Origin of the sequence: Escherichia sp. WS1451, assembly GCF_046487365.1 — a bacterium.
Lineage (GTDB): Bacteria > Pseudomonadota > Gammaproteobacteria > Enterobacterales > Enterobacteriaceae > Escherichia > Escherichia coli.
The window spans coordinates 1-25,016 of the sequence record NZ_JBJQJP010000005.1; the positions used below are offsets into that span (position 1 = coordinate 1).

Sequence of the window (25,016 nt, forward strand, 5' to 3'; positions counted from 1 at the left end):
TACTAAAGCCATATCAAGTAAGAGATGGTGCATCCGGGAGGATTCGAACCTCCGACCGCTCGGTTCGTAGCCGAGTACTCTATCCAGCTGAGCTACGGATGCATCGGGAAATTTATTTTACTGCTGATATTGATACCGCTACTAAAGCCATATCAAGTAAGAGATGGTGCATCCGGGAGGATTCGAACCTCCGACCGCTCGGTTCGTAGCCGAGTACTCTATCCAGCTGAGCTACGGATGCATCGGGAAACTTACTTTACTGCAGATTTTTTGATACCGCCACTAAAGCCGTATCAAGTAAGAGATGGTGCATCCGGGAGGATTCGAACCTCCGACCGCTCGGTTCGTAGCCGAGTACTCTATCCAGCTGAGCTACGGATGCAAATGGCGGTGAGGCGGGGATTCGAACCCCGGATGCAGCTTTTGACCGCATACTCCCTTAGCAGGGGAGCGCCTTCAGCCTCTCGGCCACCTCACCACACGCCTCTTACGAGTGCTTCGAAGAACTTGTTTATCGCTCATCGTCGCTGCGTGGCGCACATATTACTTTCTGAGACTTATAAGTCAAACAATTTTTCCCACACTTTTATCGTTTGCACACTTCACGCTCAATTAGTCTGTAAAAACGTCAAAAAGAGTGTTTTATCAACAGAAAAACGGAGGTCTGACAGATAGCAGTAATGCAAAAAAATGGAGACTTAAGTTGAATGAACGGGAATAAAGCGAAAAGACAATGGAGTGAAAGAGAAATTTTGAGGGTGCGTCTCACCGATAAAGATGAGACGCGGAAAGATTAGTAACTGGACTGCTGGGATTTTTCAGCCTGGATACGCTGGTAGATCTCTTCACGGTGAACAGAAACTTCCTTCGGGGCATTTACGCCAATACGTACCTGGTTGCCCTTTACCCCTAAAACTGTCACGGTGACCTCATCCCCAATCATGAGGGTCTCACCAACTCGACGAGTCAGAATCAGCATTCTTTGCTCCTTGAAAGATTAAAAGAGTCGGGTCTCTCTGTATCCCGGCATTATCCATCATATAACGCCAAAAAGTAAGCAATGACAAACACATTACATCTAAGCAGTCATGGCATTACATTCTGTTAAACCTAAGTTTAGCCGATATACACAACTTCAACCTGACTTTATCGTTGTCGATAGCGTTAATGCGAATGCCGTGAAGCGAGTCCACGGCATTGCCTGACGCTTATATTATTGCAATTTCGCGCTGACCCAGCCTTTCACACTGGCTAACGCTGCAGGTAAGGCCGCAGCATCCGTACCACCGGCTTGCGCCATGTCAGGACGTCCACCACCCTTGCCGCCCACCTGCTGAGCGACCATACCAATCAGTTCCCCTGCTTTCACACGATCTGTGACGTCCTTAGATACGCCTGCAATCAGAGAAACCTTACCTTCGACTACCGTTGCCAGCACGATAATTGTCGACCCCAGCTGATTTTTTAAATCGTCAACCATGGTACGCAACATTTTCGGCTCAACACCGCTAAGCTCGCTAACCAACAGCTTAACACCATTAACATCAATTGCCTTACTGGAAAGATTTGCGCTCTCCTGTGCGGCAGCTTGTTCTTTAAGCTGTTGTAACTCTTTTTCCAGCTGACGCGTACGTTCCAGTACTGAACGCACTTTATCAGCCAGATTATTGCTATCGCCTTTCAGCAGATGCGCGACTTCGCTTAAGCGATCACTGTCTGCATGAACGGTGGCGATAGCGCCCTCTCCGGTTACCGCTTCGATACGACGAACGCCTGCAGCAGTACCCGATTCAGAGATGATGCGGAACAGACCAATATCACCAGTGCGGCTGGCGTGAGTACCGCCACACAGCTCGGTGGAGAAATCGCCCATGCTCAGCACGCGTACGCGCTCATCATACTTCTCGCCGAACAGCGCCATCGCACCTTTCGCTTTCGCCGCTTCGAGATCCATGATGTTGGTTTCAATCGGCAAGTTACGGCGAATCTGTGCGTTCACCAGGTCTTCGACCGCACGAATCTCTTCTGGTTTCATCGCTTCGTTGTGTGAGAAGTCGAAGCGCAGCACTTTGTCGTTAACCAGTGAACCTTTCTGCGATACATGAGTACCCAGAACCTGGCGCAGCGCCGCGTGCATCAGGTGCGTTGCGGAGTGATTCAGACGAATACGGGCGCGACGAGCTTCATCAACATCAGCCTGCACCGCGTCGCCCACTTTCAGAGAACCCGCAGCAAGTTTACCGATGTGACCAATCGCCTGGCCGTATTTCTGCGTATCTTCCACCGCAAAGGAGAAGTTAGCGCCTTTCAGTTCGCCTTTATCACCAACCTGACCGCCGGATTCCGCATAGAATGGCGTTTGATCCAGCACGACCACAGCTTCCTGGCCTGCATTGATGGCATCAACCGCTTTACCATCAACAAACAGCGCGGTCACTTTGCCGTTCAGTTCCAGATGGTCATAGCCTTTAAATTCAGATGCACTGTCAACACGGATCATTGCGTTGTAATCGGCACCAAAGCCGCTGGCTTCGCGCGCACGACGACGCTGCTCTTCCATTGCTGCTTCAAATCCAGCTTCGTCAACTTTGATGTTGCGCTCACGACAAACATCAGCCGTCAGGTCAACCGGGAAGCCATAGGTGTCGTACAGACGGAAAGCCGTTTCACCATCCAGCGTATCACCAGAAAGTTTTGCCAGCTCTTCGTCCAGCAGCGCCAGACCGCGCTCCAGAGTACGGGCAAACTGCTCTTCTTCAGTCTTCAGCACCTGCTCAACCTGCGCCTGCTGGCGTTTCAGGTCTTCACCCGCAGAGCCCATAACGTCGATCAGCGGACCAACCAGTTTGTAGAAGAAGGTTTCTTTCGCGCCGAGCATATTACCGTGACGCACTGCGCGACGAATGATACGACGCAGTACATAACCACGGTTTTCATTGGACGGCATTACGCCATCCGCGATCAGGAACGCACAAGAACGAATGTGGTCTGCGATTACGCGCAGCGATTTATTGCTCAGATCGGTCGCGCCAGTGACTTTCGCTACCGCCTGGATCAACGTGCGGAACAGGTCGATGTCATAGTTAGAGTTAACGTGTTGCAGCACCGCAGCAATACGCTCCAGACCCATACCGGTATCTACAGACGGCTTCGGCAGCGGTTCCATCGTGCCATCGGCCTGGCGGTTGAACTGCATGAAGACGATGTTCCAGATCTCAATGTAGCGGTCGCCGTCTTCTTCCGGACTTCCCGGAGGGCCACCCCAAATGTGGTCGCCGTGATCGTAGAAGATTTCGGTGCACGGGCCGCACGGACCAGTGTCACCCATCTGCCAGAAGTTGTCAGATGCGTATGGCGCACCTTTGTTATCGCCGATGCGAATAATACGTTCGCGCGGGATCCCTACTTCTTTTTCCCAGATTTCGTAGGCTTCGTCGTCGCTTTCATAGACGGTAACCCACAGACGCTCTTTCGGCAGGGCAAACCATTTTTCACTGGTCAGCAGTTCCCATGCAAACTGAATGGCATCGTGTTTGAAATAGTCGCCGAAGCTGAAGTTGCCCAGCATTTCGAAGAAGGTATGGTGACGCGCGGTGTAACCGACGTTTTCCAGGTCGTTGTGTTTACCACCCGCACGCACGCAGCGTTGGGAAGTGGTAGCGCGGGAATAATTACGCTTGTCGAGCCCAAGGAACACATCCTTGAACTGGTTCATCCCGGCGTTGGTAAACAACAAAGTTGGGTCGTTATGGGGTACCAGGGAGCTGCTGGCAACTACCTGATGTCCCTTACTATGGAAAAAGTCGAGAAACGCCTGACGGATCTCAGCGGTGCTCTTGCTCATAATTATCCTGAAATCAAGCTAACGAAATATCGCTACCAGCCGTTGCGTGTCGTTAACCGCCCGGCTGGTAACTGAAAAGTGGGAATAAGATAAGTTTTCTTGACTGGGAAGTAAAATCCCGTATGCGTTCAGTCGGCAAAATTTCGCCAAATATCCTGGATATCTTCCATCAGATAGCCACGATAAAGCAGAAAACGCTGGATCTTAACTTTTTCTGAAAAGACAGTTGGCAAAGGTTCGCCATATTTTCGCGTCGCCTGATCGCGCGCCAGTGCGCACCAGTCGATGTCACATTCACGCATCGCTTTTTCTGTCGCTTCGCGGGAAATACCTTTCTGATTCAGTTCCTGACGAATACGCGCAGGTCCATAACCTTTGCGGCTACGGCTGGCGATAAAGCGCGCAACAAATCGGCTGTCATCAAGATAGCCATGTTCATGGCACCAGGCAATAACGCGCTCGTAATCTTCTGCCGTGGCATCAATCTCTTCCGGGCCATTTTTGCCCATAATCGGTGCCGCGAGTTTACGTCGCAGTTCTTGCTCACTGTGATCGCGCACCGCCAGAATGCGTACCGCACGATCCAACAGGCGAGCATATGCCGGGCGACGGGATGTTGATTCTGTCATGGCATATCCTTACAACTTAAAAAAGCAAAAGGGCCGCAGATGCGACCCTTGTGTATCAAACAAGACGATTAAAAATCTTCGTTAGTTTCTGCTACGCCTTCGCTGTCATCTACAGAGAAATCCGGCGTTGAGTTCGGGTTGCTCAGCAGCAACTCACGTACTTTCTTCTCGATCTCTTTCGCGGTTTCCGGGTTATCTTTCAGCCAGGCAGTCGCATTCGCTTTACCCTGACCGATCTTCTCACCTTTGTAGCTGTACCACGCGCCTGCTTTCTCGATCAGCTTCTCTTTCACGCCCAGGTCAACCAGCTCGCCGTAGAAGTTGATACCTTCGCCGTAGAGGATCTGGAATTCAGCCTGTTTAAACGGCGCAGCGATTTTGTTCTTCACCACTTTCACGCGGGTTTCGCTACCCACCACGTTTTCGCCCTCTTTCACCGCGCCGATACGACGGATGTCGAGACGAACAGAGGCGTAGAATTTCAGCGCGTTACCACCGGTAGTGGTTTCCGGGTTACCGAACATCACACCAATTTTCATACGGATCTGGTTGATGAAGATCAGCAGCGTGTTGGACTGCTTCAGGTTACCCGCCAGCTTACGCATCGCCTGGCTCATCATACGTGCCGCAAGGCCCATGTGAGAGTCGCCGATTTCGCCTTCGATTTCCGCTTTCGGCGTCAGTGCCGCCACGGAGTCAACGACGATAACGTCTACTGCGCCAGAACGCGCCAGGGCGTCACAGATTTCCAGTGCCTGCTCGCCGGTGTCCGGCTGGGAGCACAGCAGGTTGTCGATATCGACGCCCAGTTTACGTGCGTAGATTGGGTCCAGCGCGTGTTCAGCATCGATAAACGCACAAGTTTTACCTTCGCGCTGGGCTGCGGCGATCACCTGCAACGTCAGCGTGGTTTTACCGGAAGATTCCGGTCCGTAGATTTCGACGATACGGCCCATCGGCAGACCACCTGCCCCAAGCGCGATATCCAGTGAAAGCGAACCGGTAGAGATGGTTTCCACATCCATGGAACGGTCTTCACCCAGGCGCATGATGGAGCCTTTACCAAATTGTTTCTCAATCTGGCCCAGTGCTGCCGCCAACGCTTTCTGTTTGTTTTCGTCGATAGCCATTTTTACTCCTGTCATGCCGGGTAATACCGGATAGTCAATATGTTCTGTTGAAGCAATTATACTGTATGCTCATACAGTATCAAGTGTTTTGTAGAAATTGTTGCCACAAGGTCTGCAATGCATACGCAGTAGCCTGACGACGCACCGCATCACGGTCACCGCTGAAGCATTCCCGGCGGGTAATACCTTCGCCGCGGGCGGTGGCAAAAGCAAACCAGACGGTGCCGACAGGCTTCTCTTCACTGCCGCCATCCGGCCCGGCGATACCACTAATAGACACGGCATAATCAGCACGAGCCGCTTTCAGTGCGCCTATCGCCATTTCCACCACGACAGGCTCGCTCACCGCGCCATGCTGCGCCAGCGTCTCTTCACGTACGCCGATCATTTGCGCTTTGGCTTCGTTACTGTAGGTGACAAATCCGCGTTCAAACCAGGCGGAGCTACCGGCAATATCGGTAATCACTTTCGCTACCCAACCACCGGTACAAGACTCAGCAGTTGTTACGGTTGCGCCACGGGCTTTCAGCGCCTGCCCAACCTGTTCGCTTAACTGCATCAGTTCACTGTCAGTCATCACAACCTCTGTCAGTCAAAAATTTATGCCGGACAAGATAGCACTTTCGTCAGGAAGATGGTGTTGGCGTTGCAATTTTACGAGGAGGATTCAGAAAAAAGCTGATTAGCCAGAGGGAAGCTCACGCCCCCCTCTTGCAAATAGTTACTGCACGCGCGCCAGCGCCACGGCTTGTCCTAACTGCCAGACCGCCATTGCGTAATGGGTGCTGTGGTTATAACGGGTAATGGTGTAGAAGTTCGGCAGACCGTACCAGTACTGGTAACCTGTTCCAACATCCAGACGCAGCAGGCTGGCTTGTTGATGGTTGCCCAGCGGCTGCTGTGGCGTTAAACCTGCCGCGGCAAGTTGTGAAATGCTGTACCTGGTTTTGAAGCCATTTGGCAAGCCTGGAGCCTGACCGTTTGCCATCACCGCAACCTGATCACCTTTCACCCAGCCGTGCGCTTTGAAATAGTTCGCCACACTACCAATGGCATCAACCGGATCCCACAGGTTGATATGCCCGTCGCCGCTGAAATCTACCGCATATTGTTTGTAAGACGACGGCATAAACTGTCCGTAGCCCATCGCCCCGGCAAAGGAACCTTTCAGATTGAGCGGATCGTCCTGCTCGTCGCGCGCCATCAGCAGGAAGGTTTCCAGCTCGCCAGAGAAATACTCCGCGCGGCGTGGGTAGTTAAATGACAGCGTTGCCAGCGCATCGAGGATGCGAGTTTTCCCCATCACGCGTCCCCAGCGGGTTTCAACGCCGATAATCCCGACGATAATTTCTGGCGGTACGCCATACACTTGCCATGCGCGATTCAGCGCATCTTCATACTGATTCCAGAAAACCACGCCGTTTTGCACGTTGTCCGGCGTAATAAATTTTTTGCGATAACGCAGCCATGCGCCGTTCGGACCTGATGGCGGCTTCACCGATGTGGTTGGTGCCTGGTTATCCATCAGCCGCAGTACCGAATCCAGACGTTTCGCCTGGGAGAGAATTTCCTGCAACTGCTGACGATTGAAACCGTGTTTGTTCACCATTTTGTCGATGAACTGCTGGGCATTCGGGTTATTGGCGAAGTCACCGCCCATCTGCATCACATTGTGCTGCGGCTCAAGCAGGAAGCCGCCAGACGGCGTTCCGGTGGTCGTTTCAGTCTCAGTAGGTTTTGGCTTGCTGCTACAGGCGGCAAGCAACACAAAAAGGGGAAGCAATGTTACATAACGACGCTTGAACATGAGGGGTCCATTTAACAGATTCAACCAGGGGCAAGTATGGTAAAGCATCCCGCCCCGCACAAGGAAGCGGTAGTCACTGCCCGATACGGACTTTACATAACTCAACTCATTCTCCTCGCTATCCTTTTATTTAAACTTTCAAATTAAAATATTTATCTTTCATTTTGCGATCAAAATAACACTTTTAAATCTTTCAATCTGATTAGATTAGGTTGCCGTTTGGTAATAAAACAATAAATCCAGAAGGAGAGAACAATGATAGAAACCATTACTCATGGTGCAGAGTGGTTTATCGGGCTGTTCCAAAAGGGCGGAGAGGTGTTTACCGGGATGGTGACCGGCATTCTTCCGCTGTTGATTAGTCTGCTGGTTATCATGAACGCACTGATTAATTTTATCGGTCAGAATCGTATTGAACGTTTTGCTCAACGTTGCGCCGGTAACCCTGTTTCCCGTTATCTGCTGTTACCGTGCATTGGCACGTTTGTCTTTTGCAATCCGATGACCTTAAGCCTGGGTCGCTTTATGCCGGAAAAGTACAAACCCAGCTATTACGCGGCCGCCTCTTATAGCTGCCACTCAATGAATGGCCTCTTCCCCCATATCAACCCAGGCGAACTGTTTGTTTATCTTGGCATTGCCAGCGGTCTGACAACGCTGAACCTGCCACTTGGCCCACTGGCGGTGAGTTATCTGCTGGTTGGTCTGGTCACCAACTTCTTCCGCGGCTGGGTGACCGATCTGACCACCGCTATTTTTGAGAAAAAGATGGGCATTCAACTTGAACAAAAAGTTCATCTGGCAGGAGCAACATCATGACGCGTATTCGGATCGAAAAAGGAACGGGTGGCTGGGGCGGCCCGCTTGAGCTGGAAGCCAAACCGGGAAAAAAAATCGTCTATATCACCGCCGGTACCCGGCCTGCGATTGTTGACAAACTGGCACAGCTTACTGGCTGGCAGGCTATTGACGGATTTAAAGAAGGTGAACCCGCGGAGGCGGAAATTGGTGTCGCGGTAATCGACTGTGGCGGCACATTACGCTGCGGCATCTATCCGAAACGACGTATTCCCACCATTAATATCCACTCGACGGGCAAGTCCGGTCCACTGGCGCAGTACATTGTGGAAGATATTTATGTCTCTGGCGTAAAAGAAGAAAACATCACTGTAGTGGGTGATGCGACACCACAACCCTCTTCCGTGGGCCGTGACTATGACACCAGCAAGAAAATCACCGAACAAAGCGATGGTTTACTGGCGAAGGTGGGAATGGGTATGGGTTCTGCCGTTGCCGTGCTGTTCCAGTCTGGCCGTGACACCATCGACACTGTATTAAAAACCATTCTGCCGTTTATGGCGTTCGTCTCGGCGCTTATCGGCATCATTATGGCTTCCGGTCTTGGCGACTGGATTGCCCACGGTCTTGCTCCGCTGGCGAGCCATCCACTGGGGCTGGTCATGCTGGCGCTCATCTGCTCCTTCCCGCTGCTTTCACCTTTCCTCGGCCCAGGCGCAGTTATCGCGCAGGTTATCGGCGTATTGATTGGTGTGCAGATTGGCCTTGGCAATATTCCGCCACATCTGGCTTTACCAGCGTTGTTTGCCATCAACGCGCAGGCGGCCTGCGACTTCATCCCGGTCGGTTTGTCGCTGGCGGAAGCTCGTCAGGACACGGTTCGCGTCGGTGTCCCTTCTGTTCTGGTGAGCCGCTTTTTAACCGGCGCGCCAACTGTACTGATCGCCTGGTTTGTCTCCGGTTTTATCTATCAATAGAGGCTGAAACATGACCGTTATTTATCAGACCACCATCACCCGTATTGGCGCGAGCGCCACTGACGCCCTCAGCGACCAGATGCTCATCACCTTTCGTGAAGGCGCGCCTGCGGATCTCGAAGAGTATTGCTTCATTCATTGCCACGGCGAGTTGAAAGGTGCACTCCATCCCGGTTTGCAATTTTCTCTCGGGCAGCATCACTATCCGGTGACCGCCGTTGGCAGCGTGGCGGAAGACAACCTTCGCGAACTGGGTCATGTCACCCTGCGCTTCGATGGTTTAAGCGAAGCGGAATTTCCGGGCACTGTCCATGTGGCAGGCCCTGTACCCGACGATATCGCGCCGGGATCGGTTTTGAAGTTTGAATCTGTTAAGGAGTAAAAAATGAATCAGGTTGCCGTTGTCATCGGTGGTGGGCAAACATTAGGCGCGTTCCTGTGCCACGGTCTGGCTGCCGAGGGGTATCGCGTCGCGGTTGTCGATATTCAGAGCGACAAAGCCGCAAATGTGGCACAAGAAATTAACGCCGAATATGGTGAAGGTATGGCGTACGGTTTTGGTGCTGACGCCACTAGCGAGCAAAGCGTTCTGGCGCTCTCTCGTGGGGTAGATGAAATCTTTGGTCGCGTGGATTTGCTGGTCTACAGCGCCGGAATAGCAAAAGCAGCCTTTATCAGCGACTTCCAGCTCGGCGATTTTGACCGTTCGCTACAGGTGAATCTGGTGGGTTATTTCCTGTGTGCGCGTGAATTTTCGCGTTTGATGATCCGCGACGGGATTCAGGGGCGCATTATTCAGATCAACTCAAAATCCGGCAAAGTGGGCAGCAAACACAACTCTGGTTATAGCGCCGCGAAATTTGGCGGCGTAGGGCTGACTCAATCACTGGCGCTGGATCTGGCGGAATACGGCATTACGGTGCATTCGCTGATGCTCGGTAACCTGCTGAAATCGCCTATGTTCCAGTCGCTATTGCCACAATACGCGACCAAGCTGGGTATCAAACCGGACCAAGTCGAGCAGTATTACATCGATAAAGTACCGCTCAAACGCGGCTGCGATTATCAGGATGTGCTGAATATGCTGCTGTTCTACGCCAGTCCTAAGGCGTCGTACTGCACCGGACAGTCGATCAATGTCACCGGTGGTCAGGTGATGTTCTGATCAACAGCGGAGATCCGTTAAGGATCTCCGTGAGACTATAGAATGCCTGATGCGCTACGCTCATCAGGCATACAGGACTTCCGCCACTACATTAAGGAAAAGTTATGGTATCCGCACTCATCACTGTCGCCGTTATCGCCTGGTGTGCGCAACTGGCCTTAGGCGGCTGGCAAATTTCTCGTTTTAACCGTGCCTTCGACACACTATGCCAGCAAGGGCGGGTTGGCGTGGGCCGTTCCAGCGGGCGCTTTAAACCGCGGGTCGTGGTCGCCATCGCGCTGGACGATCAGCAGCGCATCGTCGACACCTTGTTTATGAAAGGACTGACCGTCTTCGCCCGACCGCAAAAAATTCCCGCAATTACCGGTATGCATGCGGGTGATTTACAGCCCGATGTGATCTTTCCCCATGATCCACTATCACAGAATGCTCTATCATTGGCGCTTAAACTGAAACGTGGATAATTTCGTTGTGAATGTTACTTGCTTGCGAAGTTATCATTTTGAAACCTAAATCAGGTAATCACGCCCATGAAACCTCGTCAGCGTCAGGCCGCCATTCTGGAGTATCTGCAAAAGCAGGGTAAATGCTCGGTTGAAGAATTGGCGCAATACTTTGACACCACAGGAACAACCATTCGCAAAGATCTGGTCATTCTGGAACATGCCGGAACCGTCATTCGTACTTATGGCGGAGTGGTGTTGAATAAAGAGGAATCCGATCCGCCTATCGATCATAAAACACTCATCAACACCCACAAGAAAGAGCTGATTGCAGAAGCTGCCGTTAGTTTTATCCATGATGGCGATTCGATCATTCTTGATGCTGGCAGTACCGTTTTGCAGATGGTTCCCCTGCTCTCGCGCTTTAATAACATCACAGTGATGACCAACAGCCTGCATATCGTCAATGCGCTATCCGAACTGGATAACGAACAAACTATCCTGATGCCAGGCGGAACATTTCGTAAAAAATCGGCCTCATTTCACGGGCAACTGGCAGAGAATGCCTTCGAGCATTTCACCTTCGATAAATTGTTTATGGGCACCGACGGCATCGATCTCAATGCGGGCGTAACCACCTTCAACGAGGTCTATACCGTCAGTAAGGCGATGTGTAATGCCGCGCGCGAAGTGATTTTGATGGCTGACTCATCGAAGTTTGGTCGTAAAAGCCCCAACGTGGTTTGTAGTCTTGAAAGCGTCGATAAGCTGATTACCGACGCAGGTATCGATCCAGCGTTTCGTCAGGCGCTGGAAGAAAAAGGGATCGACGTGATCATAACCGGAGAGAGCAATGAGTGAAGCACTACTGAACGCGGGACGTCAGACGTTAATGCTGGAGTTGCAGGAAGCAAGCCATTTACCGGAACGTCTGGGCGATGATTTTGTTCGCGCCGCCAATATCATCCTGCACTGCGAAGGCAAAGTGGTGGTTTCGGGAATTGGCAAATCGGGCCACATTGGTAAGAAAATCGCCGCAACGCTTGCCAGCACTGGCACACCGGCTTTTTTTGTCCATCCGGCAGAAGCACTGCACGGCGATCTGGGGATGATTGAAAGCCGCGATGTGATGCTGTTTATCTCTTACTCCGGTGGCGCGAAGGAACTGGATCTCATTATTCCGCGTCTGGAAGACAAATCTATCGCGCTGCTGGCAATGACCGGAAAACCGACGTCACCGCTGGGCCTGGCGGCGAAAGCGGTGCTGGATATCTCCGTAGAACGCGAAGCCTGCCCGATGCATCTTGCGCCGACCTCCAGCACCGTGAATACCCTGATGATGGGCGACGCGTTGGCGATGGCAGTCATGCAGGCGCGTGGTTTTAATGAAGAAGATTTTGCCCGCTCCCACCCAGCCGGGGCACTGGGCGCTCGCTTGCTGAATAAAGTGCATCATCTGATGCGCCGTGATGACGCTATTCCGCAGGTAGCGTTAACCGCCAGCGTGATGGATGCGATGCTGGAACTCAGCCGCACTGGTCTGGGGCTGGTGGCGGTATGTGACGCTCAACAACAGGTACAAGGCGTCTTTACCGACGGCGATTTACGTCGCTGGCTGGTTGGCGGCGGCGCACTCACCACGCCAGTCAATGAAGCGATGACGGTCGGCGGCACCACGTTGCAATCGCAAAGCCGTGCCATCGACGCCAAAGAAATCCTGATGAAACGCAAAATCACCGCCGCACCGGTAGTGGATGAAAACGGCAAACTCACCGGCGCAATTAACCTGCAGGATTTCTATCAGGCCGGGATTATTTAATCCTTCAGCCCCAGACGTTTCGCCAGCCGATGCAGGTTGGCGACGTCGGTTTCCAGCATCCGCGCACAGGCGGCCCAGTTGTGATGATTTTGCGCCAGTGCCTGACGAATGGTTTCACGCTGGAACGCTTCTGTCGCTTCACGCAGGTTTTGCTTAACAACGGGCACCGCCGCCACTTCTGGCGGCGGCAACGTCACCTCAGGAAAAGCAAAATGTTGCGCCTCAAGAATCACTTCATCGCCGCTGCGGGTTGCTCTCGCCAGCACTACCGCCCGATGAATAGCATGTTCCAGTTCACGAACGTTCCCCGGAAAATTGTAGTGTTGCAGTAAATTTCGCGCTCCGGCACTTAATACCACTCGGGAGAGCCCCAGCCGCAAACGACACTGCTCGCAGAAATACCCCGCCAGCAGAATGACATCATCGCCCCGCTCACGCAGCGGCGGCACTGAAAGTGGAAACACGCTCAGGCGGTGGAATAAGTCAGCGCGAAATCGCCCTGCCAGTACCTCTTCGCGTAAGTCACGGTTAGTCGCCGCCAGCACGCGCACATCGACCCGCAAACTGCGGTCATCGCCAACGCGTTGAATATCGCCATACTGCAACACCCTCAGCAGCTTGGCCTGCAATGCCAACGACAACTCGCCGATCTCATCGAGAAACAGCGTGCCGTTATCCGCCATTTCAAACTTCCCGCTGCGGTTACTGATAGCACCAGTAAACGCCCCTTTCACATGCCCGAACAACTCACTTTCCGCCACACTTTCCGGCAGTGCGGCACAGTTGAGATAGACCAGCGGATTCACCGCCCGTGGCGAGGCTTCATGAATCGCTTTCGCCACCAGCTCCTTACCGGTTCCCGTCTCACCGCTAATTAAAACGTTGAGATCGGATGCCGCCACAATCTCAATCTCTTTTTTCAATTGCGTCATGCCTGGGGACAAACCAATCATCTGCGTCTGTTTCACCGCTTCAAACGGCGCGGCATCGCCTGGCAGCATATTCTGGCTTTCCAGTTGTTCAATCAGTAACGCATTGCTTAACGCTCCCGCCGCCAGTGCGGCAATCAGCCGTAACTCTTCGTCGCTGAAAACATCGAACTGATCGGGCTGCATCCCGTCGAGCGTCAATGCGCCAATCAGGTTTTGCCCGGCAAACAACGGCAAACCAACGCAGGCGTGAACCTTCAGACTCTCCTGCCCTGGAATCAAACCGTCATAAGGATCGGGCAATTCGCTGTCTGCGGGAAAGCGTACCACGTCCCCGGCGCGGGCAATCGCTTCCAGCCGTGGATGCCCTTCCAGCGCAAAGCGTCTACCGAGTACATCCTTCGCCAGCCCGTCGATGGCAAGCGGAATAAACTGCCGCGAGTCGTAACGTAGCAACGCAGAGGCATCACACTCCAGCACCTGACGCAGCGTGGTGATCAGGCGCTGAAAACGATCCTGATGACCAATCCCACGCTGCAATTCGATGGCGATATTCGCCAGCACATCAACGGAAAAACTCATCTTTGCCTCACTGTCAATTTGACTATAGATATTGTCATATCGACCATTTTATTGATAGTCATTTTGACTACTCATTAATGAGCACAATTTTATTTATAGAGTAAAAACAATCAGATAAAAAACTGGCACGCAATCTGCAATTAGCAAGACATCTTTTTAGAACACGCTGAATAAATTGAGGTTGCTATGTCTATTGTGGTGAAAAATAACATTCATTGGGTTGGTCAACGTGACTGGGAAGTACGTGATTTTCACGGTACAGAATATAAAACGCTGCGCGGCAGCAGCTACAACAGCTACCTCATCCGCGAAGAAAAAAACGTGCTGATCGACACCGTTGACCATAAATTCAGCCGCGAATTTGTGCAGAACCTGCGTAATGAAATCGATCTGGCGGATATCGATTACATCGTAATTAACCATGCTGAAGAGGACCACGCCGGGGCGCTGACCGAACTGATGGCACAAATTCCCGATACGCCGATCTACTGTACTGCCAACGCTATCGACTCGATAAATGGTCATCACCATCATCCGGAGTGGAATTTTAATGTGGTGAAAACAGGCGACACGCTGGATATCGGCAACGGCAAACAGCTCATTTTTGTCGAAACGCCAATGCTGCACTGGCCGGACAGTATGATGACTTACCTGACAGGCGACGCGGTGCTGTTCAGTAACGATGCTTTCGGTCAGCACTACTGCGACGAGCATCTGTTCAACGATGAAGTGGATCAGACGGAGCTTTTCGAGCAGTGCCAGCGTTACTACGCCAATATCCTGACGCCGTTCAGCCGCCTGGTAACGCCGAAAATTACCGAGATCCTGGGCTTTAACTTGCCAGTCGATATGATAGCGACCTCTCACGGCGTGGTATGGCGCGATAACCCGACGCAAATTGTCGAGCTGTACCTGAAATGGGCGGCGGATTATCAGGAAGACAGAATCACCATTTTCTACGACACCATGTCGAATAACACCCGCATGATGGCTGACGCTATCGCCCAGGGGATTGCGGAAACCGACCCACGCGTGGCGGTGAAAATTTTCAACGTTGCCCGAAGCGATAAAAACGAAATCCTGACCAATGTCTTCCGCTCAAAAGGCGTCCTGGTCGGCACTTCGACGATGAATAATGTGATGATGCCGAAAATCGCCGGGCTGGTGGAGGAGATGACCGGATTACGCTTCCGTAACAAACGCGCCAGTGCTTTCGGCTCTCACGGCTGGAGCGGCGGTGCGGTGGATCGTCTTTCCACGCGCCTGCAGGATGCGGGTTTCGAAATGTCGCTTAGCCTGAAAGCCAAATGGCGACCGGACCAGGACGCTCTGGAGTTATGCCGTGAACACGGTCGCGAAATCGCCCGTCAGTGGGCGCTCGCGCCGCTGCCGCAGAGCACGGTGAATACGGTAGTTAAAGAAGAAACCTCTGCCACCACGACGGCTGACCTCGGCCCACGGATGCAATGCAGCGTCTGCCAGTGGATTTACGATCCGGCAAAAGGTGAGCCAATGCAGGACGTTGCGCCAGGAACGCCGTGGAGTGAAGTCCCGGATAACTTCCTGTGCCCGGAATGCTCTCTCGGCAAAGACGTCTTTGACGAACTGGCATCGGAGGCAAAATGAGCAACAGCATTGTGATCATTGGTTCGGGCTTCGCCGCCCGCCAACTGGTGAAAAATATTCGCAAACAGGACGCCAGTATTCCATTAACTCTGATTGCCGCCGACAGCATGGATGAGTACAACAAACCTGACCTCAGCCATGTTATCAGTCAGGGGCAACGTGCCGACGACCTTACCCGCCAGACGGCAGGTGAATTTGCCGAGCAGTTTAATCTGCGCCTGTTTCCGCACACCTGGGTAACGGATATCGATGCCGAAGCCCATGTGGTGAAAAGTCAGAATAATCAGTGGCAATACGACAAGTTAGTGCTGGCAACCGGTGCCAGCGCCTTTGTCCCGCCAGTGCCCGGGCGTGAGTTAATGCTGACGTTAAATAGTCAGCAAGAGTATCGCGCCTGTGAAACGCAACTGCGGGATGCCCGACGCGTGTTGATTGTTGGCGGTGGCTTGATTGGTAGCGAGCTGGCGATGGATTTTTGTCGGGCAGGCAAAGCGGTCACGCTGATCGACAACGCTGCCAGTATTCTGGCGTCGTTAATGCCACCGGAAGTAAGCAGCCGCTTGCAGCATCGGTTGACGGAGATGAGCGTTCATCTGCTGTTAAAATCTCAGTTGCAGGGACTGGAAAAAACAGATTCTGGCATTCTGGTAACGCTGGACCGCCAGCGCTGCATCGAAGTGGATGCGGTAATTGCCGCCACCGGACTGCGCCCGGAAACCGCCCTGGCACGACGCGCCGGGCTGACGATTAATCGTGGCGTTTGCGTCGATAGTTATCTGCAAACCAGTAATGCCGATATTTATGCGCTGGGCGATTGCGCGGAAATTAACGGTCAGGTATTGCCGTTCCTCCAGCCGATTCAACTTAGCGCGATGGTGCTGGCAAAAAATCTTCTCGGCAATAACACGCCGCTGAAACTACCGGCGATGCTGGTAAAAATCAAAACGCCGGAATTACCGCTTCATCTGGCAGGCGAAACCCAGCGTCGGGATTTGCGCTGGCAGATTTGTACCGAACATCAGGGAATGGTGGCACGCGGCGTTGACGATACAGACCAGCTTCGCGCCTTTGTGGTCAGTGAGGATCGGATGAAAGAGGCGTTTGGATTGTTGAAAACGTTGCCGATGTAGGCATGGTTTTCTCCCTCGCCCAAAGGGCGAGGGGACTGTCCGCGCTACTTTTAACGCTTAGTTACGCCACATCCGCCACTATGCAGCATGCAGGATGCGCGCCGCAGCAATAACCCCCTGCCCCAGAGACAAGCCGCCATCACCCGCCGGTAAACTCTGCGGAAAGAGTAATGTGAAATCAGCGAGATAATGCGCCAGGCGTGTACGCAGCAATCGGTTATGAATAACCCCACCGCTAAATACCAGCGTAGTGATACCGCGCATCGTGGCCTGCTCACGCATCAACGCGGCAAAACCCTGCGCCAGCGCATCATGAAACGCCCACGCGCGTTGATTAACCGGTGCCTGCCAGTTCAGCCACTGCTGCCAGAAAGTGGCGAGATCCAGTTGATTGTCCACCAGCGGCATCGTCACCGGATGCGTCACTCCGTCGCATGAAGCTGCGAGCGCCTCCAGAGCACAAGCCGCTTCACCTTCATAACTTAACGTGGCTGGCGCACAGCCCAGTGCCGCCGCCACAGCATCAAACAAACGCCCACACGATGACGCCAGCGGCGCGTTAATTCCACGCTCAATGGCCCGCGCCAGCACGCTCCAGTTTTGCTGTTGCACACTTGCCGTTTCAGGGTAATTCTGCCACTCCGGCACAAAGCGCAGGCACTGCGCCAGCAGGTTACGCCACGGCTGCTTTGCAGCCAAATCGCCCCCAGCAAGCGCCACCGCTGGCAAGCCGCCCAGGTGCTGGCATTCGCGATAGTTCACCCGCAGACACTCGCCGCCCCACAAAGCGCCGTTCTCCCCCATACCGATACCGTCGAGCGTCAAAGCAATGACATCACCGCCCTCCAGTGGCCAGTGATGTTCTGCCAGACACGCCGCCGCGTGGGCATGATGATGCAGCACCGTTTGCGTCGGCAGATTCATTTCGCGCGCCCACTGGCTGGAGACATAGCCCGGATGTGCGTCATGCACAACGTATTGCGGGGTAAAATCGTAGATGTTTTGCATCAGGCGTAACGCTTCGCGCCACTGCATCTGGATGCCATCGTCACTTAAATCGCCCAGATGCTGACTCAACACCGCTTGTTCACCGCGCACCAGGCAGAAGGTATTTTTCAGATCCGCGCCGAGACACAGCACAGGCGGAACATTTTTAAAGCCCGGAGGCAAAGCCAGCGCATCCGGCACATACCCCCGCGAACGGCGCAGCATTTCGCCGCTTTCGCGCACCACCGAATCATCCATCCGCTGCACGATGTCGCGGTTATGTATCAAGAATCCGTCGGCAATGCCCTGCAAATCCGCCAGCGCCTGTTCGTTGCTGATAGCTGGTGGTTTACCGCTCAGGTTGCCGGAGGTCATCACCAGCGGGCATTGCAGTTCCTGTAACAGCAAATGCTGGAGCGGGTTCGCAGGCAACATCACCCCAACTTCGTTAAGGCCAGGGGCGATATCATCACAAAGCTCAGGTATGTATTTTTTATCCACCAGCACAATCGGCGCGGCGGGCGTGGTAAGCAACTGGCGCGCAGCGTCTGGTAAACCGTCAGCCACTGGCAACATGACCGCCAGCGGTTTCGCCGGGCGATGTTTACGTGCCCGTAGTGTCGCCACCGCGTTACTGTTACGCGCATCGCAGGCGAGATGAAATCCGCCAATCCCTTTGATGGCGACAATGTTGCCCATTTTTAACTGTGCGATAGCCGCCTGTAATGCCGCCTCTTGTTCTGCATGTTCACCATGACTTACCCATTCAAGATGTGGGCCACACTCCGGGCAGGCCACCGGCTGGGCGTGGAAGCGACGATCGAGCGGGTCGCGGTACTCTTTGTCACAAGCCGGACACAGCGGAAACGCCGCCATCACGGTAAACGGGCGGTCGTAAGGCATCGCGCGAATAATGGTGAAACGCGGGCCGCAGTGGGTACAGTTGATAAACGGATAACGATAACGCCGCTCGCCCGGGGTATTCATTTCGGCAAGGCAAGCAGGGCAAGTGGCGGCATCCGGGACAATTTGCGTATTCATGGTGCCGCCTGTGCTCTGGCAGATAGTGAACTCAGTGGGCAGTTGTGACCAGATAAACGGCTCACGCTCGACGCTATCAATACGCGCCAGCGGCGGGCAGTGCTGATGCAATTGAACAAGAAACGTTTCCGGGGCTTCCAGCAGCCGGACTTCTACGCCATCGCCGTCATTACAGACATCGCCGTGAAGATTTAATTGCTGTGCCAACTGCCAGACAAACGGACGAAAACCGACGCCCTGCACTTTGCCACGAATACGCAGTTGGACACCGCAAGATGTGTTTTTTGCCATTGAGTTATTCCCGCCATCATGAATTGCGTAACCCGCCCTGCCGGACACGACAGCGTCGTATCCGGCAATCACAGGTCGGCGATACCGCCCGCTCCGTATTCTACGAATATTTCCTGGAATTCCTTTGATGCCAGAACAGTTCAGTAAGATTTTTAGAACATCAGCGCTGTGCGGCGGCGTTTTTCTGCGCTCAGTAGTTCAAGTTTATTACGATCGACACAAATCAGCGCATGGGTCGGGCAAGCAGCCATACAGGCCGGGCCGTCTTCACGATGGTTACAGAGGTCGCATTTATTAGCTTCGGCTTTGTCAGCGCGTACGTTAAGCCCTGCGCCGCTGTTGCGAATCACCGGACGCACTACCACTTCCATCGCGCCATACGGGCAAGCCACAACGCAGGTTTTGCAACCAATGCAACGTTCCTGCATCACATGAACAAACCCTTTATCACGGCTGATAGCACCATTCGGGCAGACGTTAGCGCACGGTGCATCTTCACACTGACGGCAGACTGTTGCCGTAGAAATGTTCACACCTTTAATGACATGGATTCGCGGTAAAAAAGTTTCCGGGGTCAGCGATGCACAGTCCTGATTCTCCTGATGAGAAACCACGCACGCCACTTCACAGGTACGGCAACCAATACATTTACTCGCGTCAGCAATGATGAAACGGTTCATCAAATTCTCCAGCAATGACAGTTAATGCGCCGATACATTCACAAATCATGCCAGTTTTTAATTTACTGTTATTTAAAGAAATTAAATTCTGTAATGCAGGAAAAACGATGTCATCGACACTAGTGACGATGACATGTGATGACAATGTTTATCGCGAAAGATCAATGAGGGAGTCGCGGCGGATCAGTTTTCCGCTGAAGGTTTTCGGCGGTGTGTAAGCACCACCATCGAGCATAAATATCAGCCGCCCAATTATTTCCTGAATCATCTCAGTCACCGGAATTTTTACGCTGGAGAGCGCCGGAACGGTGTAGGGGGCAATAGCGATATCATCGAATCCGACAACTGACACCTGCTCTGGCACCGCTACGCCGCGCTCGTGCAACGCTTTCATCGCACCTATCGCCATATCGTCGTTACTGGCAACTAACGCGCTAAATTTAGCCCCACGTTCGAGCAACGTTTCTACCCCTTCGGTCCCGCTGGCGGGCGTCCATTTACCGTTAGCGATAAGTTTTTCATTGAGCGCAATACCATGCTGCGACAGCGCGTCTTTATACCCGGCAAGACGTTCAACGCTGGTGGGGGAATCCATCGAGCCGGTAAGGAAAGCAATCTCCTGATGCCCGGCGTTTATCAACTCTGCCACGGCGTTAAAGCTGGTCTGTTTATGATCGCACCAGACGCTATGGCTGCTATTTTTGCGCAGGCGGCGATTAAGCACCATTATCGGCTGACTGTGCGCGTCAATGATGTCATCAATTTCATCCACGCTTAAAAAGCGCGGATAAATCATGATCGCGTCGCAGCGCAGATCCAGCAGATACTGAATCGCCTGGCGCTCTTCTTCGGCGCTGTGTTTACCATCTGCCAATAGCAACTGCCGCCCTTTCTCTTCCGCCATTCGCGCGGCATGAAACAGTAATTCACTAAAATAAATGCCGTGGTAAAGCGTGTTAGTCACTACCAGCCCCAGCGTCTGGGTACTTTTCGCCGACAGATTGCGGGCCAGCAAATTTGGGCGGTAACCGCTCTCTTCTACCGCCTGAAACACGCGATCTTTAGTCTCCTGGCTGACGTAGCCATTACCTGAAAGCACGCGGGAAACGGTCGCTTTTGAAACCCCGGCGCGCTTCGCCACTTCCAGCATCGTCGTCATCATTTTCATCCCTTTATACGCAATCAACGCAGTGTACTGCACCGTTTGCCGATTGTCCTTGCGCAATCGGCGGGAAAAATATTCAGGTGACCGGTTTCACAAATATAAAAAATGAACAATTAACTCTCTTGCTTATTTAGTGACAACTATTCATGATTTTGTGAAACCGGTTTCCTAATTCCGTTTCAGCATCGGCATTTTCCGTCACGTCGACTGATAACAACTACATCTACCCTACTGATAACAGGATAAAATCCGATGGCCAAAAATTATGCGGCGCTGGCACGCTCGGTAATAGCGGCACTGGGCGGCGTTGATAACATCTCGGCAGTCACGCACTGTATGACGCGTTTGCGCTTTGTTATCAAAGATGACCAGCTTATCGACAGTCCGACGTTGAAAACCATCCCCGGCGTGCTCGGCGTGGTACGTAGTGACAACCAGTGTCAGGTGATTATCGGCAATACCGTTTCACAAGCCTTTCAGGAAGTCGTCAGCCTGCTGCCGGGAGATATGCAGCCCGCACAGCCCGTGGGTAAACCCAAACTCACGCTGCGTCGCATTGGTGCGGGGATCCTCGATGCGCTGATCGGCACCATGTCACCGCTGATCCCGGCGATTATCGGCGGATCGATGGTCAAACTGCTGGCGATGATCCTCGAGATGAGCGGCGTGCTGACAAAAGGATCGCCGACCTTAACCATTCTGAATGTGATTGGTGACGGTGCTTTCTTCTTCCTGCCGCTGATGGTCGCGGCTTCTGCCGCCATCAAATTTAAAACCAATATGTCGCTGGCGATTGCCATCGCGGGTGTGCTGGTACATCCGAGCTTTATTGAACTGATGGCGAAAGCGGCCCAGGGTGAACATGTTGAATTTGCCCTGATTCCGGTCACCGCGGTGAAATACACCTACACGGTGATCCCGGCGCTGGTGATGACCTGGTGCCTGTCATATATCGAACGCTGGGTGGACAGCATTACCCCGGCGGTGACGAAAAACTTCCTCAAACCAATGCTGATTGTGTTGATTGCCGCACCGCTGGCAATCCTGCTGATTGGCCCGATTGGTATCTGGATCGGTAGCGCCATTTCGGCGCTGGTTTACACCATTCATGGTTATCTGGGCTGGCTTTCAGTCGCCATTATGGGTGCGCTGTGGCCTCTGCTGGTAATGACCGGGATGCACCGCGTCTTTACGCCAACCATCATTCAGACCATTGCCGAAACCGGCAAAGAAGGGATGGTCATGCCGTCAGAGATCGGCGCTAACCTGTCGCTGGGCGGTTCATCACTGGCGGTGGCGTGGAAAACGAAAAACCCGGAACTGCGCCAGACGGCGCTCGCAGCGGCGGCATCAGCCATTATGGCGGGGATTTCCGAACCGGCGTTATATGGCGTGGCGATCCGCCTGAAACGTCCGCTTATCGCCAGTCTTATCAGCGGTTTTATTTGCGGCGCGGTTGCCGGTATGGCGGGGCTTGCCAGCCACTCAATGGCAGCGCCGGGGCTATTTACCAGCGTGCAGTTCTTCGATCCGGCGAATCCAATGAGCATCGTCTGGGTGTTCGCCGTCATGGCGCTGGCGGTCGTGCTGTCGTTCATCCTCACACTGTTGCTCGGCTTTGAGGATATTCCTGTTGAGGAAGCGACTGCCGAGGCGCGAAAGCATCAGAGCGCACAACCGACCGTCGCCAAAGAAGTAAGTCTTAATTGAGGATGAAAATGTCAGTATTTCCGCAAGGTTTTTTATGGGGCGGCGCGCTTGCCGCCAACCAGTCTGAAGGTGCGTACCGTGAAGGTGGCAAAGGGCTGACCACCGTCGATATGATCCCACACGGCGAGCATCGAATGGCGGTGAAACTGGGACTGGAAAAACGTTTTCAGTTGCGCGATGACGAGTTTTATCCCAGCCATGAGGCGACGGATTTTTATCATCGTTATAAAGAAGATATCGCCCTGATGGCAGAGATGGGATTCAAAGTGTTCCGTACCTCAATTGCCTGGAGCCGCCTCTTCCCGCAGGGCGATGAACTGACGCCCAACCAGCAGGGCATTGCTTTTTACCGTTCTGTCTTTGAAGAGTGTAAAAAGTACGGTATCGAACCGCTGGTCACGTTGTGCCACTTCGATGTGCCGATGCATCTGGTCACCGAATATGGCTCCTGGCGTAACCGCAAGCTGGTGGAGTTTTTCAGCCGCTACGCCCGGACTTGCTTTGTAGCATTTGATGGTCTGGTGAAATACTGGCTTACCTTCAATGAAATCAACATTATGTTGCATAGCCCGTTCTCCGGCGCGGGTCTGGTGTTTGAAGAAGGGGAAAATCAGGATCAGGTGAAATATCAGGCCGCGCATCACCAGCTGGTTGCCAGTGCGCTAGCCACCAAAATAGCCCATGAGGTTAACCCGCAAAATCAGGTGGGCTGTATGCTGGCGGGCGGTAACTTCTACCCTTACAGTTGCAAGCCGGAAGATGTCTGGGCGGCGCTGGAGAAAGATCGGGAAAACCTGTTTTTTATCGATGTGCAGGCGCGCGGCGCGTATCCGGCTTACTCTTCCCGCGTATTCCGCGAAAAAGGGGTAACCATCAACAAAGCACCGGGCGATGATGAAATCCTGAAAAACACCGTCGATTTTGTCTCCTTCAGCTATTACGCCTCGCGCTGCGCCTCGGCGGAGATGAACGCCAACAACAGCAGTGCGGCGAACGTGGTGAAATCGCTGCGTAACCCATATCTACAGGTAAGCGACTGGGGCTGGGGTATTGATCCACTCGGTCTGCGTATCACCATGAATATGATGTACGACCGTTATCAGAAGCCGCTGTTTCTGGTGGAAAACGGCCTGGGCGCAAAAGATGAATTTGCTGCCAATGGTGAGATTAACGATGACTATCGCATCAGCTATTTACGCGAACATATCCGCGCAATGGGCGAAGCGATTGCAGATGGCATTCCGCTGATGGGCTACACCACCTGGGGCTGTATTGATTTGGTTTCCGCCTCAACGGGTGAAATGAGCAAACGCTACGGTTTTGTCTATGTAGACCGTGACGATGCAGGCAACGGCACGCTGGCGCGCACGCGTAAGACATCGTTCTGGTGGTATAAAAAAGTGATTGCCAGTAATGGTGAGGATTTAGAGTAAGCAACTACCGTCGCACGAACCAGGAAGGCCCGATAAGCGTAGCGCATCGGGCAATCTGGCGTTTGGCATCAGAGCTGGTTCACCCCATCAAGAACATCCCCCTTTATCAAGCAACTCTGCGTCAGTGCCAGATCTTCCGTTTGCGGGTCGCGCCCGGCGATGGGTTTGAGGACGAGTTTACGGTTGGGGGTATAAGTAAAACGCGTGAGCGCGGGATAGCTTAACTTGCCAAACCAGCCGTGAACACGCTGCCATTTGGCGTCTTTTACCTGATACAGACTGGTTATCCAGTAACCGGAATCAAACTGCATATCCAGCAATTGCGTGTGACCATTCCTTTGTAAATCCAGCAAATCATCAATGCCAGTTTCACTTGCGCTATAAAAACCATCGGACTGAAAAACACACGGGCGACCTTGCTGATTAAAGGTCATCAGAATCAAAAACGCGTTAGGTGCCAGACCATTTCCTGAAATACCCCGCCAGATAACCAGATCCTGAATGCCGTTACGATCAAGATCGGCACGGTAAAGTTGCGCATTACCCGCCATATTTTGCAGCCCCCCCACAGGCACAGACCAGGATTTACCGGCGCGATCTTTACCGTTCAATTGCCATTCACTATCATCATTTGGCATCTTTTCAAGCGTCACGCCAGCAACGCCCACTTTTCTAAAATGCCAGGTTTGCTCGGCATCATAAGGCATGTTTAAGAGAGGTTTCAGCGCCCGCTTTTGCGCGTATTCGCTGTCACTCATTGGCAGATATTCGGTAAAGCTGGTGGCCTGTGCAGGCAGCACTAAGCTCAATAAAAAAGCGCACATCCCTGT

22 protein-coding genes and 4 tRNA genes are annotated in these 25,016 nt (G+C 53.0%); 11 read left to right on the top strand and 15 right to left on the bottom strand.

Going from position 1 to position 25,016, the window contains the following annotated elements; translation table 11 throughout:
• Positions 1 to 25: 25 nt before the first annotated feature.
• From ACJHX7_RS08425 to mltB, 10 genes are all read right to left on the bottom strand, one after another.
• Positions 26 to 102: transfer RNA gene (locus ACJHX7_RS08425), tRNA-Arg, on the bottom strand.
• Positions 103 to 164: 62 nt separating this feature from the next.
• Positions 165 to 241: transfer RNA gene (locus tag ACJHX7_RS08430), tRNA-Arg, on the bottom strand.
• A 64-nt stretch (positions 242 to 305) separates the two neighbouring features.
• A tRNA-Arg gene (locus ACJHX7_RS08435) sits at positions 306 to 382 on the bottom strand.
• A 3-nt stretch (positions 383 to 385) separates the two neighbouring features.
• Positions 386 to 478: transfer RNA gene (locus ACJHX7_RS08440), tRNA-Ser, on the bottom strand.
• A gap of 315 nt (positions 479 to 793) precedes the next feature.
• Positions 794 to 979: a carbon storage regulator CsrA gene (csrA, locus tag ACJHX7_RS08445; RefSeq protein ID WP_000906486.1), complete on the bottom strand. Its 186-nt coding sequence runs from the start codon at positions 977 to 979 to the stop codon at positions 794 to 796.
• A 234-nt stretch (positions 980 to 1,213) separates the two neighbouring features.
• Positions 1,214 to 3,844 (bottom strand): alanine--tRNA ligase, encoded by a 2,631-nt coding sequence (gene alaS / locus ACJHX7_RS08450; protein ID WP_000047171.1) that lies wholly within the window; start codon positions 3,842 to 3,844, stop codon positions 1,214 to 1,216.
• A gap of 128 nt (positions 3,845 to 3,972) precedes the next feature.
• On the bottom strand, positions 3,973 to 4,473 hold the full coding sequence (recX, locus tag ACJHX7_RS08455) for a recombination regulator RecX (RefSeq protein WP_000140506.1): 501 nt from the start codon (positions 4,471 to 4,473) through the stop codon (positions 3,973 to 3,975).
• Positions 4,474 to 4,541: 68 nt separating this feature from the next.
• Entirely contained in the window at positions 4,542 to 5,603 is a 1,062-nt protein-coding gene (gene recA / locus ACJHX7_RS08460) for a recombinase RecA (RefSeq protein ID WP_000963143.1), read from the bottom strand.
• 79 nt (positions 5,604 to 5,682) lie between these two features.
• The gene (gene pncC, locus ACJHX7_RS08465; RefSeq protein WP_000132231.1) at positions 5,683 to 6,180 is read right to left on the bottom strand and encodes a nicotinamide-nucleotide amidase; all 498 of its coding nucleotides are present in this window, start codon (positions 6,178 to 6,180) and stop codon (positions 5,683 to 5,685) included.
• Between the two features lie 144 nt (positions 6,181 to 6,324).
• Positions 6,325 to 7,410 carry a lytic murein transglycosylase B gene (gene mltB / locus ACJHX7_RS08470; protein WP_024181831.1) on the bottom strand — a complete coding sequence of 362 codons (1,086 nt, stop codon included), beginning with the start codon at positions 7,408 to 7,410 and terminating at the stop codon, positions 6,325 to 6,327.
• 255 nt (positions 7,411 to 7,665) lie between these two features.
• On the opposite strand from mltB, the gene srlA reads away from it, so the two are divergent.
• The 7 genes from srlA to gutQ all read left to right on the top strand — a co-directional run bounded on the left by srlA (position 7,666) and on the right by gutQ (position 12,612).
• The gene (gene srlA / locus ACJHX7_RS08475; protein WP_089583008.1) at positions 7,666 to 8,229 is read left to right on the top strand and encodes a PTS glucitol/sorbitol transporter subunit IIC; all 564 of its coding nucleotides are present in this window, start codon (positions 7,666 to 7,668) and stop codon (positions 8,227 to 8,229) included.
• Complete coding sequence (gene srlE / locus ACJHX7_RS08480) at positions 8,226 to 9,185, top strand: PTS glucitol/sorbitol transporter subunit IIB (RefSeq protein WP_000196926.1); 960 nt, start codon at positions 8,226 to 8,228, stop codon at positions 9,183 to 9,185. The genes srlA and srlE overlap by 4 nt, the downstream gene beginning before the upstream one ends.
• A 10-nt stretch (positions 9,186 to 9,195) precedes the next feature.
• Positions 9,196 to 9,567: a PTS glucitol/sorbitol transporter subunit IIA gene (srlB, locus tag ACJHX7_RS08485; RefSeq protein ID WP_000216198.1), complete on the top strand. Its 372-nt coding sequence runs from the start codon at positions 9,196 to 9,198 to the stop codon at positions 9,565 to 9,567.
• Between the two features lie 3 nt (positions 9,568 to 9,570).
• Positions 9,571 to 10,350: a sorbitol-6-phosphate dehydrogenase gene (gene srlD / locus ACJHX7_RS08490; protein ID WP_001077342.1), complete on the top strand. Its 780-nt coding sequence runs from the start codon at positions 9,571 to 9,573 to the stop codon at positions 10,348 to 10,350.
• A 104-nt stretch (positions 10,351 to 10,454) separates the two neighbouring features.
• A complete protein-coding gene (gene gutM / locus ACJHX7_RS08495; protein WP_000252908.1) occupies positions 10,455 to 10,814 on the top strand; it encodes a transcriptional regulator GutM in 360 nt (119 codons plus the stop codon).
• 66 nt (positions 10,815 to 10,880) lie between these two features.
• Positions 10,881 to 11,654: a glucitol operon DNA-binding transcriptional repressor SrlR gene (gene srlR, locus ACJHX7_RS08500; protein WP_000804550.1), complete on the top strand. Its 774-nt coding sequence runs from the start codon at positions 10,881 to 10,883 to the stop codon at positions 11,652 to 11,654.
• Complete coding sequence (gene gutQ, locus ACJHX7_RS08505; RefSeq protein ID WP_001287401.1) at positions 11,647 to 12,612, top strand: arabinose-5-phosphate isomerase GutQ; 966 nt, start codon at positions 11,647 to 11,649, stop codon at positions 12,610 to 12,612. The genes srlR and gutQ overlap by 8 nt, the downstream gene beginning before the upstream one ends.
• On the opposite strand, the gene norR is transcribed toward gutQ, so the two are convergent.
• Positions 12,609 to 14,123, bottom strand: coding sequence for a nitric oxide reductase transcriptional regulator NorR (norR, locus tag ACJHX7_RS08510; protein WP_000010726.1), 1,515 nt, complete (start codon positions 14,121 to 14,123; stop codon positions 12,609 to 12,611). The two genes, gutQ and norR, sit on opposite strands and share 4 nt — an antisense overlap.
• Positions 14,124 to 14,309: 186 nt before the next feature.
• Between norR and norV the strand changes: the two genes are divergently transcribed.
• Both norV and norW read left to right on the top strand, forming a co-directional pair.
• Positions 14,310 to 15,749, top strand: a complete 1,440-nt coding sequence (gene norV, locus ACJHX7_RS08515; protein WP_000029622.1) for an anaerobic nitric oxide reductase flavorubredoxin — start codon at positions 14,310 to 14,312, stop codon at positions 15,747 to 15,749.
• Positions 15,746 to 16,879, top strand: coding sequence for an NADH:flavorubredoxin reductase NorW (norW, locus tag ACJHX7_RS08520; RefSeq protein ID WP_024235812.1), 1,134 nt, complete (start codon positions 15,746 to 15,748; stop codon positions 16,877 to 16,879). The genes norV and norW overlap by 4 nt, the downstream gene beginning before the upstream one ends.
• A 78-nt stretch (positions 16,880 to 16,957) precedes the next feature.
• Here norW and hypF read toward each other — a convergent pair whose 3' ends face one another.
• From hypF to ascG, 3 genes are all read right to left on the bottom strand, one after another.
• The gene (gene hypF, locus ACJHX7_RS08525; protein WP_094030054.1) at positions 16,958 to 19,198 is read right to left on the bottom strand and encodes a carbamoyltransferase HypF; all 2,241 of its coding nucleotides are present in this window, start codon (positions 19,196 to 19,198) and stop codon (positions 16,958 to 16,960) included.
• A gap of 152 nt (positions 19,199 to 19,350) precedes the next feature.
• Positions 19,351 to 19,878, bottom strand: a complete 528-nt coding sequence (hydN, locus tag ACJHX7_RS08530; RefSeq protein WP_063091466.1) for an electron transport protein HydN — start codon at positions 19,876 to 19,878, stop codon at positions 19,351 to 19,353.
• Positions 19,879 to 20,026: 148 nt separating this feature from the next.
• Entirely contained in the window at positions 20,027 to 21,037 is a 1,011-nt protein-coding gene (gene ascG / locus ACJHX7_RS08535; RefSeq protein WP_094030071.1) for a DNA-binding transcriptional regulator AscG, read from the bottom strand.
• 258 nt (positions 21,038 to 21,295) lie between these two features.
• On the opposite strand from ascG, the gene ascF reads away from it, so the two are divergent.
• Together ascF and ascB are read left to right on the top strand one after the other, a co-directional pair.
• Positions 21,296 to 22,753: a PTS cellobiose/arbutin/salicin transporter subunit IIBC gene (ascF, locus tag ACJHX7_RS08540; RefSeq protein ID WP_001107868.1), complete on the top strand. Its 1,458-nt coding sequence runs from the start codon at positions 21,296 to 21,298 to the stop codon at positions 22,751 to 22,753.
• 8 nt (positions 22,754 to 22,761) lie between these two features.
• A complete protein-coding gene (gene ascB, locus ACJHX7_RS08545; protein WP_094030072.1) occupies positions 22,762 to 24,186 on the top strand; it encodes a 6-phospho-beta-glucosidase AscB in 1,425 nt (474 codons plus the stop codon).
• 68 nt (positions 24,187 to 24,254) lie between these two features.
• Here the strand turns inward: ascB and ACJHX7_RS08550 are convergent, their stop codons facing one another.
• Entirely contained in the window at positions 24,255 to 25,010 is a 756-nt protein-coding gene (locus ACJHX7_RS08550; RefSeq protein ID WP_001330736.1) for a hypothetical protein, read from the bottom strand.
• Positions 25,011 to 25,016 lie beyond the last annotated feature (6 nt).